Source organism: Oceanobacillus phoenicis (genome assembly GCF_047238145.1).
In the GTDB taxonomy this organism is placed as follows: Bacteria; Bacillota; Bacilli; order Bacillales; family Amphibacillaceae; genus Oceanobacillus.
The window spans coordinates 3,134,228-3,146,805 of record NZ_JBDFME010000001.1; the positions used below are offsets into that span (position 1 = coordinate 3,134,228).

A 12,578-nucleotide genomic window follows, 5' to 3' on the forward strand; every position below is an offset into this window, starting at 1 on the left:
AGAACTCTTGGTCCTCAGACTTTTGTTTGTGTGAGCAAATTGCCTACTTTGTATGAAGTAATGTTTTTGGTTGCTTATGAAATAAAAAGAATACTGCTAATGCACTCAGTATAAAAGAAGGTAACATATACGAGCCGTTATATAAGAGAGAATATAGCCATACTGGTTGACCTTCTACGGCAGATTCAAAGAATACAACCCCAGCAATATAATGTGCAATAAATCGTGCAAATGAGCCGATAAATACTCCTAGAGTAATTAAGAATAAGTATGATTTGATCTTATTTTCTCGTACATTTTTTTGTACTGATTTTGCTACAACTCCCGCTAGACCAATGACAGTAAATGCAATGGCGTAATCAATGAATCCTTGCAATGGCACCAATACAAATGCAGTACCTACAGCAATTTGTAACATACCCCATAGAAACCCTGATAATAAGCCACCTTTTAGCCCCCAACGGAATGCAACAATAAATATTGGAATCATAGCAAAATCGATTGATCCACCTTGTGGCCATAGTTTTATTTGCAATGGAATTAAATCTAGTAATAGTGCAAGCGCCGAAAATACAGCAACCTCAACTAAAAATAACGTCTTTTTTGTTGTCATTATCTACTCTCTCCTTTACGGTCAGAAATCGTTTATTTACACAACAAAAAAGTAATGCCAAGGGGAAGCTTCTTGATGGGACTGCGTCATACAGTCTTTGCTCCGCTCACACATTACTACTATCCATCAAAAAGACTACAATCCCTACGCTAGTACTAACTAACAGGTTCAAAGGGTCAGAACAATCAATGTCCACTCTCAGCCATATGGCTCCCCTTGCAGGCTTTTTCTATTTACTTTTTTGCTATATTTTATTGTACGTTAATCTGGTTATTTATACAATAGTTTATAATTGAAGAAATGTCTCAACATCTTCCACACATAAGGAAATTGCCTCTTCCCAAAAATCGGATTTCGTCAAATCAACATGTAAATGTTTTTGTGCCAATTCCTCTACAGACATTCTTCCGGTATCCCTTAGTAAAGCTATATAATCATCTTCAAAATTCCCGCCTTGTTCTTGGGCATGTTTATAGATTCCCAGACTAAATAAATATCCGAATGTATACGGGAAGTTATAAAAAGGTACTCCAGTTATATGAAAGTGCATTTTTGAAGCCCAGAAATTTGGATCGTATTCATCAAGCTTATCGCAGTATGCTTCTTTCTGTGCTTCTACCATCAATTGATTTAAGCGTTCTGTCGATACCATACCTTTTTTTCTTTCTTCATAAAAACGTGTCTCAAACAAAAATCTGGAATGTATATTCATAAAAAATGCAATACTACGCTGAATTTTCAATTCGAGTTGGGATCTCTTTTCTTCTTTTGTTGCTGCAGATTGTACAGATGCATCTGCAACTATCATTTCTGCAAAGGTAGATGCTGTTTCCGCTACATTCATAGCATATCTTTGATTTAATCCATTAACATCGTTCATTACATGTTGGTGATAAGCATGTCCGAGTTCATGAGCCAACGTCGCGATATTAGAAGACGTTCCAGAATAAGTCATAAAAATTCTTGTTTGCTCACTGTTTGGAAAACTTGTACAAAAACCTCCAGGACGTTTTCCTGGTCGATCTTCTGCTTCTATCCAATTTTTTTCAAAAGCCATTTGAGCAAAGTCTGCCATTTTAGGACTAAATTTCGCAAAATGATTAACGATAAATGCAGCACCTTCTGAATAACTTTTCTTTTCCTCCGCTTTGCCAATCGGAGCACCAATGTCATAAACAGTTAATTTATCTAGCTCCAGTAATTCAGCTTTCTTATCTAAGTATTTTACAAAATACTGTTTATTTCTTTCTATTGCTCCCCACATTGCATCGAGTGTTTCTTGTTTCATACGATTTTTCTCTAACGGTTCTTTTAGAACATTATCCCATCCGTAATGCTTGTAGGTTTGTAGTCGAAACCCTGCCAGATGATTTAATGTTTGGCTGATTAAATCTGCTTCTTTTTTCCACGTTTTAGATATTTGATCAAATACATACTTTCTGTTTTCACGTTCTGGATGATTTACTTTATTTGCAGCCTGTCCAACTGAGTACGCCTTTATTTCTCCATCTTCTTCAAGTTCAACATTCATTTTGCCAACAATCGTACTATACATTTGATTCCAAGCATGATATCCATCAACAGAAAGATCGTTTTTTAACATTTCCACTTCTTGAGATAATTGTTTTTGTGCTGCTTCTCTTTTTTCATTTAACACAAATTCCAATTCTTTTAATTCAGGTGAGCTTATTAATTCCTTCCATTCTCTTTCTGGGACTCCAGCTACTTTTTGGTCAATTAATGTCGTTAGCCCTTCCATTTCTGCTAATAATTCACTCCGCTCTGCAACAAGAAGATTTGCTTGCTCATCTTTAACATTTTGTGCATGAACACAACTAACAAAAGCAGATGCCTCACGAAATTCTTTTTGTAGTTTCTCTAAATTTTTAAAAATACTGACCCATTCATCTACATTTATAGAAGACAAATCAATCTGTATAACATGTTGTGAAAGTAATATTATATCTTCTCTCACCTGTTGAACATGCTCCTGGTATTCCTTAGAATGACTTCCTCCTGAGAATATAGTATCCAAATCCCAGACTGGTGTTAATGCAACTGACATCAAATCTCTCCTTCTTTATTAAAAAACTATTATCTTCTTATTATAACGAAAGTTTTGAAAATGGGCATAAAAAAAGTTGGAACAAACGTCTATACTCAATAGAAATTTCTGAAGGAAGCTGATGAGCTTCGTGTAGAAAAATTCTACTCTTTGGCATTCTTTCTACAGAAGTCTATGCTTCTTGCACTATTTTTAATAATCATTCGCCTATCGAGATAAACTTTTTGTTTTGTTCCAACCATTTTGTTGCAGCATCACTTATTTCGATTTTTTCTTTTTCTTTGCCTGGTTTCTTCGATGTGCTTTCTCAATCTCAGAGTTTGACCTTTTATTTCTAATCCAAGCAATTAAAGCGGTTATTACGGTGAATACTGCAGATAGGAACTGTTCTATTAGTCCACTATCAATTGGCATCGGGGATTTTCCTAATAATACAAATACTTGGTTGACTGCTGCAACAATTACTGCAATGATACTAATAAGTGTACCTTTGTCCATTTTTAATAACCCCCTTGTAAACCTTATATTCCATTATTTTCAAATCCCGATGTTTTTGTAACGGCTACCATACCAGTAAGCGTGTTTATTTTAGTAGTTATAGGGAAATATACTAAAAATTAGGTACTAATCAAGCCAATATATTTTTAATTAAAGATACTTGACTTTAACAATTAATTATTTTACACTTAGTAACATAAAGTAAGTAAGTATAAATTACTCATTATCTAGGAGGATGTTTAGAATGGCAAAAACAAGTTGGAATGTTGACCAAGCACATAGTGAAGTTGGTTTTTCTGTAAAACACATGATGATCTCAAAAGCGAAAGGTACATTTGATCAGTTTGAAGCTACTATCGAGGCTGATGTTGAAGACTTAACAGATGCAAAAATTGAATTTGTAATTGATACTACAAGCGTCAATACACGTAATAAAGACCGCGATGATCATTTACGCTCTGCTGACTTTTTTGACGCTGAAACTTATCCAAAGATTACTTTTGTAGCAACAGATATTAAGAAAACGTCTGATTCTAATTATGATGTTACTGGTGACTTAACATTAAAAGGAAATACAAAACCAGTAACATTAGCTGTTTCATTTGAAGGTCAAAGCAAAGACCCAATGAGCGGTTCTACAGTGGCTGGTTTCAGTGGCTCCACTAAAATTAACCGTAAGGAGTTTGGACTTACATGGAATGCTGCTGTGGAAACTGGCGGTGTACTTGTTGGAGAAGATGTAACTATTAACTTTGAGTTAGAACTTCACAAAGCTGAATAAAGCAACTTTTAAAATAATCACAGAAAAACCACATGATTAGGTTCATACCTGCATTCATGTGGTTTTTATTCTTAATTATTTTTTGACTGTAGATCCATGGATTCTTTTTTAAAGAGGTCAATATTCTCAGAAGAATAAACAAAAATAGACAGCCTTCCTTTTGCTGACCTTGCCCGAATCAATAATGGTTCATTATATAAATTTTTAAATGCAAAGTCTGGTCCCCACCAGCTTACCGTCGCATCTCTTCCAGGCGGAACGTAAGGAACTTGTTTACTATGTGCGTACCTTTCTGTTATTTGTATTCCCTTTAAATCAACCGCATTAAATAATGTTGAAGATACTTGACATATCCCTCCACCAATATCTTCGTCTAATTCTCCTTTGATAATTACAGGGGCTTTTTGGTATCCCCTTTCTCTTGTACGTTCCCCGACAGTATCATTAAATGAGAAGACTTCTCCTGGGAATAATACTGTATTATTTATAGACTCTGTAGCTAATTTAATATTATTTGCTCGCTGTGTATTACTCTCACGAAATGTAGTTGTATAAAATCCAATTTGTTTTTGGCTAATTTCCTGTAAAAGGGCATGATTAACTCTAGAATGAATAGGGCGTTTCGGGACTGCTATTTTGTCAGTATTTTTCGTGTAATAAGCTTGGTAAATAAGCTCTAAGAATTTTTCACGATCAAGGGTATAACCTACTTTTTCCATCTTAATTTGTCCAGTTGGATCATAGTAAGCATCTTTTGGCTCTGTGTACACTTCTTTTTGTAATTCATCCATAAATGAATTTAATTTTTGCAAATCCAAAAATCCTTCATTTCCTAAAAGCTGATATTGATTTAAATCCAAATTTCCACGTTCATTTTTATCAATATACAGTTCAATAATTCCAGCATTTGTTACCGTTGGAAACATAATTATAAAACAAATGAAAAAAATCGAACAATACATCTTCATTCCATACCACCTCAAATGTAGTATGCGATTTCCGTCATGTTATATGTAAAAATAATGAAAGCCATAAAGTGAAACTTCATTCAGTATTGAGATTCGTTCTTCCTCGTCATCAATACAAACGGGATATTAAAAAGGCTTAACAGGAAATGCCATCCTATTAAGCCTCATTATTTTATCTAAAATCACGATTGTCTTCTAAATACTCACTTGCAGCTCTATACCCTACTAAAGCTGTCACGACAAGTAAAATATAGCAAAATAATTTTCTCATATTTAACCTTACCTCCCTATGGAGCTTTTTATCATTATTTGATTTTATTATAGAGCCTTTTAACAATTAAAAAGGACGGAATTTACCTTTCTTCAGTAACACTTTCGGTCCACCTACAAGGAATAGTGAACGGTCGTCTACAACTTTTTTCATTGCAGCCGCAGCTTTCCCTCGAAGTTTGTTACCGTTTAATACATTACCAATACCATCTGATAATCCAAGAGAAGCTACAGTACCTTTATTACTGTAAACAAATTCTTGGATTGGTTGATTGCGAATAAGTGCTGCAATATTTTCTGCTACTTGAGCACCTTCTTGTGTAGCTAATTGCCCAGTCGGTGGGTATGGACGACCAGTCTCCTGATCCAATGTCCAAGAGCAATCACCTAGGATAAATACGTTTTCTTCCCCTTCAGGACGAAGATCTGGACCTACATTAACTTTACCTTTAAATAATTCATATCCAGATTTAGCAAGAACAGGGTTACCAGTTACTCCACCAGTCCATACAACCGTACCAGCTTTAATTAATTCCTTATCATCACCAACGATAAATCCTTCTTCCGTACACTCTTTAATTGGCGCTCCAATGCGGAATTCTACTCCACGATCTTCTAACGCTTTTTTCGCATAAGATACTAAATCGTCATCAAATACCGGTAGGATAGAAGGTGCAGCTTCAACATTAATAATTCTTGCCTTACTGCGGTCAATATCATATTTTTGACATAGTTCTGGAACCTTATCAGCTAATTCACCAACAAATTCAATACCAGTGAATCCACCGCCACCAACCAAAATAGTTAGTTGATCATCATTTTTATTCTCATCTGTGGAATACTGAGCAAACTGATACTCAATATGTTCTGCAATATGACGACTAGAATCAATATCAGTAATTGCAAATGCATGCTCATCCATTCCTGGGATTCCAAATGTGTTAGAAACAAATCCTAACGCAAAAACTAAGTAATCATAGCTCACTTCACTGTTATCTAAAATAACACGTTGTTCGTCACGATTCACCTCAATTACAGTGTCATAGATTAAACGAACGCGCTTCGGATTAACAGCATCAGTTAACATGAAACGTGCTTGGTTCGGATTAATCGTACCTGCTGCTACTTCATGTAACCAAGTGCTCTCGTAATGATAATTATGTTTGTTAATAAGTACAATTTCAGCTTCTTCTGCTGATAATTTTTGTGTTAAACGTCTTGTTGCAACAAGTCCTGCATAGCCAGCTCCAAGTACAACAACTTTAGGCTTACTCATAAATCATTTTCATTCCTTTCCATCATTCTATAAATGTCATAAAAGTAGTATAAGCGCTATCATCTATAGCAATTCATTCTACAAACGTATAGAAACTTATTACTCCATAAAAATATAATATCAAACTTTTTTCAAATAGGCTAATTTTCCTTGCCAATATTGTAAATATCGTTTAATTCGACTTTCATATATTATTCTGTACTAGAAGATTGAGGACTAGGTTTCGGATCTTTTTCCCGGTCATCAGGATCTTTTTCTTTAGGAGGCTCTTCTGGATTCGGCTCCTCACCTTCTCCATTACCATCATCTCCATCTTCAGGAGGATTACCCGGGTTTGGGTCACTAGGTCCATTTCCGCCACCTTGCTCGTCTTTTGGTTGTTCATTTCCTTTATCTGGTTTTTCTTCAGTTTTTTCCTTGTCTTCTTTCTTTTCTTCTCCTTCGCCCTTACCTTTATCAGTACCCGTATTCGAGTCATTGTTCTTCGGTTTGGTACCTTTATCTTTTTTCTCAGCGTTATTAGAAGAAGACGTTGTTTTCCCCACATTATTAGAGCCCGAATGGTTACTTTCATTACTAGAACTAGTGGAATGGCTTGTTGTAATGGTAACTTGTTCTTCAGTTTGACCCCAATTACTATTTTGTGTATCTGTCGGCACTTCTATTTCTTCACCTTCTGATGGCGCTTCTTCTACATTTCCAGAGGTTAACACGAATGATCCGTTATCTCCTCGTTCTAATAAATTACGTGGCTTATATATCTCTTTTCCCGAAAAGACAACTTTTTTACTTAATTGAGATAGTCCGGATATTTGCGTGGATTGATTCTCTTGTTTACTTTTGCTAACAGCTGGCTGTTCTTCATCTGTTGTTGTATTCATTCTTGAAACCCCAATAATAACAACGATCATAAGGGCAAAAAGGATTCCGAGATTTACAAAGAGTAATTTTTTATTCCTCACATCTTTCCGCTCCTATTTTAGACTATATGTAAATATCTAGTTGCACTCTTTACCATTGTACGCCTAATTCGCTATTTTTTTCAAATCTTTTTTCAGATTCGACCTCTTCAATGGAAATTTTGTTAAAGAGATAAAGCATCCGTTTCCCTTTTAACACCAGAACAAAAGCGCAAGCGCCCGTTTATCACCGTATGTCCTGGACGGGACCGTATGAGATAAAGGAAACACGATAAGCGTATGCGAATCGATGTTGACTTATCGTAAGGAGGGCTCCGGAAGGACAATAGGTGATGGGCGATGGAGCTGGACGTGGCTTTAATTTAGTAAGTTTATCCACAGCTGCAATATTTTATAATTTCCTACACCATAAAAAAGGATGAAAAACCGCTTCTACGATTCTTCATCCTTTTTTATTTATTATTATCCTTTTACTAGCCCTAGATCTAGTTTCCACTGCAACCATAAATGTTCCCTTGTCTTTCTTGGAAGAAATTGTCGTATATCGTCTTCATGGTAACCTACTTGAAAACGTTTTTCATCCATTAATATCGGACTTTTTAATAATCGAGGGTGTTCGTGTATTAATTCTAATAATGTTTGTAATGGTAATTCGTCTAAATTTAAATTAAGTTCCTTAAATATTTTCGAACGTGTAGAGATAATCTCATCTGTACCTTCTACCGTCATTCGTAAAATTTCCTGTAATTCATTAATTGTTAAAGGTTGTCTTAATATATTTCTTTCTTTATAAGCTATTCCGTGTTTTTTAAACCATTGTCGAGCTTTTCTGGTTGATGAACAAGATGCTCCGTATATATTGACTGTCATGTTCATTCTCCTTATTTTTTTGACATTCTAAAAAGGATATCTAGTATCCTACATCTATACCTTATCACTGAAATGTGGTAAAACTATGGTAAAGTAATGGAAAATTATTTCTATAATATTTTTTAATCGCTATACCTTTGCAATATCCTGTGTATGTAAATAAGCGACTATTTCATCTTCAATCTCTTTACCTATTTCTTCATCGATTAAATTATTCAACAAAATCGAGAAGATTACTCTTTGCTTGGTCTCCATATTGATATACCCAGATAAAGTACTAACTCCTTCTATTGTTCCGGTTTTCGCTTTAACAGATAGTCCTTTCATTCGTTCTCGTAAAGTCCCACCCACCATTCTATTTTGTTCGCCTGCTACAGGTAGAGTATCTAACAACAAAGGAAACCATTCTTCCGGTTGAATTCGATATAATAATTTGGACAACTCATTTGCTGGTAACAAATTACTGTGCGAAATTCCTGAACCGTCCTTAATTTGCACGGTCTCCATATTTACTCCATAGGTTTGAATTTGTTCTCTTACTACCTTTAATCCTGCATCCCATGTAGCTTCTTCATATACAAAACGCCCCATTTCTTTTACAAGCATTTCTCCAATCCCATTATTACTTAGTTTCATAAATGGAACTAAGATCTCTGCTAATGTTGGAGAAGAATGTTTATGTATGCACATTGTCTCGTTTGGAACAGATTTTCCTGATTTAGGTTTTCCTTTTATCGTTATTCCCATTTCGTTTAATGTTTCAATAAATATATCCATTACATAATCCGTAACTTTCCATACAGCCATCCATTCTTGCCTTACTTCATGATCAATACCGATATTTCCTCTTATATAAATACGGTTACCCCCATGTTCTCTAGTAATACACAACTCTTCTTCTTCAGCTTGAGCTACTGTAACTGCATGGTTCTCTAAAGTAATATAAGATGTGTTAGGATACAGTTGATATTGAGGTGATTCCCCCAATTGACCGGGTTGAATGATAATCTTTACAGATCCAGTATCATAATCTTTATCAGGAGATATTGTTAATGCTGATACTTCCGCTCCATAATAATATTGTTCATCCGTCCAAATTAAATCTTCCGATAAACGTTTGTCATCGTACCATGTATCATCTCCGTAAATACTACCGGTAATTGTTCTTATACCATAATTGTGAAGGGTAGCGGCGAATTTCTGATAATCTTTGAGTTGCAATGTAGGGTCGCCTTTCCCAACAATATAGACATCTCCTTCCCAGACATCATCGACAAGTTTTCCGTCCAATCTTATCTCCGTCGAGAATCTATAGTCCGGTCCCAATATTCGTAAAGCAGCCACAGCAGTTAGGATCTTCAGATTTGAAGCCGGGTGAAGACGTATATCTCCATTATGACTCAGATAAATATCCCCCGTGTCTGCAGAACGAACACTAAGACCAAGTATCCCTCCTGCCCATTTTTCTTGTTTATTGATATATGTTTGAAGTTCTTTCATTAATCCCACTCCTGTTCTCAAATGAAACCATTTCCTTATATTATATTTTTATTTCTACAGAACCCAACGAGATTCCTTTTTAATCTTAAACATATGTGTGCGGCAGTTCTTACATTGCTGAACAGAGGTCACCGTATTTCTTGTAATTTTTATGCCTTTGACTAGTTAATGGCCCTCCCTGTTCTTTATTTCCGCACATATAATAGCCATATATCGTAGGAGGTGGTAGTATGAGCGAATATGAAAAACGTGGTGAATTTGGCTTTGCTTTTTTAGTAGTGTTATTTATTTTGCTTATCATAGTCGGCGGCTCTTACTGGAACTACTAGTAATTAGAACCCCTCTTCATGATAAAAATTCTTTCCTCCTCTCGTATGTATCGGATTGAAGGGTGCTTCCTGCATCCTTTTTTTATTGCTGTTATTTTCCTGTAACAAATTTCCATTGTTATTTTTCACTGTTCTACATATAATAGAACATACGTTCTTATGAAAGGGTGATAATAATGGATTATTCCACATATCCTCGTAATGATGTTCTATGTATCGACATGCGCTCATTCTATGCGAGTGTAGAAGCAGTCAAACTAGGATTAGATCCGATGAAAGTAATGCTTGCTGTTGTTGGCGATCCAAATCGATCAGGCAGTATTGTACTCGCCGCTTCTCCTGAGTTAAAGCGACGCTACGGAATAAGTAATGTAAGTCGTTTTTTCGAATTACCAAATGACCCAGAAATTTATATTATCCCTGCTCATATGGCAGATTATATACACATGTCTTTACAAATTACTGATTTACTGCAGCAATATGCACCTATAGAGGCTATTCACCCTTATTCTGTAGACGAAGTATGGATTACAGTCAACGGTTTACAACACTTATTTGGGACCCGCAAAGAAATTGCGGAAAAAATAAAAGCCGATATTCTAGATTCCTTTGGCATTACTTGTTCCATTGGAATTGGAGATAATAAATTTTTAGCAAAAGTTGTCATGGATCTTCATGCCAAAAAACAAGGAATTGCAGAATGTACGTATGAAGATGTGGAAAAAAAACTTTGGCCACATCCGATTGAATCTATATGGGGAATAGGAAGACGAATGAAGAAAAATTTGAATCGAATGGGAATTATTACGCTAGGCCAACTCGCCAATTATAGTCTTGACCATTTAAAAAAACGATTTGGAGTAATGGGAGAACAACTTTATTGGCATGCATGGGGGATTGATTTAAGTCCTGTCTTCGGAGATTTTTCGAAACAAGAACAAAAGGGCTTTGGCCATGGTATATCTTTATTACGTGATTACACGAAAGAAGATATTCCTTACTGCATCCTCGACCTCTGCGAAGAAGTATGCCGAAGAGCTCGTACAGCAAATAAATCAGGTAGAACCATTCATTTAGGAATTTCTTATTCAAAAGAGACCGGCGGCGGATTTTCTCGATCACAATCCATCGACCTTCCAACAAATATTACATTAGATGTTTATGATATTTGCATGCAGCTATTTAATAAATTTTACGATGGTAAAAGTATGGTTCGTCATGTATATGTAACATTAACCAACCTTAGAGACAAACAAGAGACACAGCTGGATTTATTTGAGGATCGTACGAAGAAAAATGATATTGGATATGTCATGGATGCAATTCGTGATAAATATGGATCCACTGCCATCCTTCGTGCATCAAGTTATACCAAAGCTGGGATCACTATAGAACGAAGCAAAAAAATTGGTGGGCACTACGCTTAATATAACCTACTATACCAAAGCCCACACTCTAAATTCCTGTCATTTAAAAATCCATGCTATAATGATAATAAAAGTGAGACTTATCAAAGTGTTAGCGTCTGTTTCGACTTCTTTCTAAGTCTTAGAGCGGGGATTTTATGGACAATTACTCACCGTGATTAAAAACAAAGGAGATCTAAAATGCAGCAAAGATATTTATTTATACTAATGCTAATGATTACTCTTCTTTTATCAGCATGCTCTGATACCGAAGAGACACCGAGCGTAGAAACTCAATCGGACGAAAACCCGATAGCTACAATTACAATGGAAAATGGACAAACTATTACCGTGGAACTTTATCCTGATATTGCTCCTAACACAGTAACTAATTTTATTTCTCTAATTGAAGATGGGTTTTATGATGGATTAACTTTTCACCGAATTGTCCCCGAGTTTGTTATCCAAGGTGGCGATCCTGAAGGAAATGGAACTGGAGGACCTGAATACTCTATCCCTGGGGAATTCACTTCGAATGGATTTGAAAATAATTTAGTCCACGAACGCGGTGTACTTTCAATGGCTAGAAGCCAACATCCTGATTCTGCAGGGTCACAATTTTTTATTGTTCTAGACAAAGCAGACCATCTAGATGAAGATTATGCAGGTTTTGGAAAAGTCACTGAGGGCATGGAAACCGTAGATAACATTGTAGAACAAGGGACTTCTGGAGAAAAAGTACCAACCATTAAACAAATCACTGTAGATACCAAAGGACAGGACTACGGAGAGCCAGAAAAAACAGAATAAATATATCCATAGGCACGGCTTTAGCTAACTCGGAAAAGAAAGCCTCTTTTCCGCACGAATCTTCAGCTCGTGCTTTTCTCATAGGATTGAACCTTTTTCATTCAAATCCCGTAATTCTCCATTCCATTTCCTTCGCAAAAATCATGCGTTAATAATCTTTCCCACTGCCCTATTAATGATTCAATTAGAATAATATTTTAACCTAAACATGAAAATATTTCATATTTTTCGTCAATTCCCATAGCTATGCAGAATCAAATCTAGTAAAATAG

12 protein-coding genes and 1 riboswitch are annotated in these 12,578 nt (G+C 35.7%); of the genes, 4 read left to right on the forward strand and 8 right to left on the reverse strand.

Translation table 11 applies throughout. The annotated features are described in order from the left end of the window. Positions 1-43 precede the first annotated feature (43 nt). The 3 genes from thiT to ABC346_RS15765 all read right to left on the reverse strand — a co-directional run bounded on the left by thiT (position 44) and on the right by ABC346_RS15765 (position 3,176). Positions 44-613 (reverse strand): energy-coupled thiamine transporter ThiT, encoded by a 570-nt coding sequence (gene thiT / locus ABC346_RS15755; protein WP_413235750.1) that lies wholly within the window; start codon positions 611-613, stop codon positions 44-46. A gap of 123 nt (positions 614-736) precedes the next feature. Beyond that, a riboswitch (TPP riboswitch) is annotated at positions 737-840 on the reverse strand. A 59-nt stretch (positions 841-899) separates the two neighbouring features. After that, complete coding sequence (locus ABC346_RS15760; RefSeq protein WP_413235751.1) at positions 900-2,678, reverse strand: M3 family oligoendopeptidase; 1,779 nt, start codon at positions 2,676-2,678, stop codon at positions 900-902. 258 nt (positions 2,679-2,936) lie between these two features. Continuing rightward, complete coding sequence (locus tag ABC346_RS15765) at positions 2,937-3,176, reverse strand: phage holin (RefSeq protein WP_413235752.1); 240 nt, start codon at positions 3,174-3,176, stop codon at positions 2,937-2,939. Positions 3,177-3,420: 244 nt separating this feature from the next. On the opposite strand from ABC346_RS15765, the gene ABC346_RS15770 reads away from it, so the two are divergent. Beyond that, a complete protein-coding gene (locus ABC346_RS15770; RefSeq protein ID WP_413235753.1) occupies positions 3,421-3,957 on the forward strand; it encodes a YceI family protein in 537 nt (178 codons plus the stop codon). Positions 3,958-4,028: 71 nt separating this feature from the next. Here the strand turns inward: ABC346_RS15770 and ABC346_RS15775 are convergent, their stop codons facing one another. The 5 genes from ABC346_RS15775 to dacB form a co-directional block, all read right to left on the reverse strand. Beyond that, the gene (locus ABC346_RS15775; protein WP_413235754.1) at positions 4,029-4,925 is read right to left on the reverse strand and encodes a VanW family protein; all 897 of its coding nucleotides are present in this window, start codon (positions 4,923-4,925) and stop codon (positions 4,029-4,031) included. 337 nt (positions 4,926-5,262) lie between these two features. Further along, entirely contained in the window at positions 5,263-6,471 is a 1,209-nt protein-coding gene (locus ABC346_RS15780; RefSeq protein WP_413235755.1) for an NAD(P)/FAD-dependent oxidoreductase, read from the reverse strand. 191 nt (positions 6,472-6,662) lie between these two features. Continuing rightward, on the reverse strand, positions 6,663-7,352 hold the full coding sequence (locus tag ABC346_RS15785; protein WP_413235756.1) for a hypothetical protein: 690 nt from the start codon (positions 7,350-7,352) through the stop codon (positions 6,663-6,665). A gap of 501 nt (positions 7,353-7,853) precedes the next feature. Beyond that, complete coding sequence (locus tag ABC346_RS15790) at positions 7,854-8,261, reverse strand: Spx/MgsR family RNA polymerase-binding regulatory protein (RefSeq protein ID WP_413235757.1); 408 nt, start codon at positions 8,259-8,261, stop codon at positions 7,854-7,856. 129 nt (positions 8,262-8,390) lie between these two features. After that, complete coding sequence (gene dacB, locus ABC346_RS15795) at positions 8,391-9,761, reverse strand: D-alanyl-D-alanine carboxypeptidase/D-alanyl-D-alanine endopeptidase (RefSeq protein WP_413235758.1); 1,371 nt, start codon at positions 9,759-9,761, stop codon at positions 8,391-8,393. A gap of 230 nt (positions 9,762-9,991) precedes the next feature. Between dacB and ABC346_RS15800 the strand changes: the two genes are divergently transcribed. The 3 genes from ABC346_RS15800 (at position 9,992) to ABC346_RS15810 (ending at position 12,306) form a co-directional block, all read left to right on the forward strand. After that, positions 9,992-10,090: a YjcZ family sporulation protein gene (locus ABC346_RS15800; protein WP_413235759.1), complete on the forward strand. Its 99-nt coding sequence runs from the start codon at positions 9,992-9,994 to the stop codon at positions 10,088-10,090. Positions 10,091-10,266: 176 nt separating this feature from the next. Then, entirely contained in the window at positions 10,267-11,517 is a 1,251-nt protein-coding gene (locus tag ABC346_RS15805; protein WP_413235760.1) for a DNA polymerase IV, read from the forward strand. Between the two features lie 180 nt (positions 11,518-11,697). Then, a complete protein-coding gene (locus tag ABC346_RS15810; RefSeq protein WP_413235761.1) occupies positions 11,698-12,306 on the forward strand; it encodes a peptidylprolyl isomerase in 609 nt (202 codons plus the stop codon). The last annotated feature ends 272 nt before the right edge of the window (positions 12,307-12,578 follow it).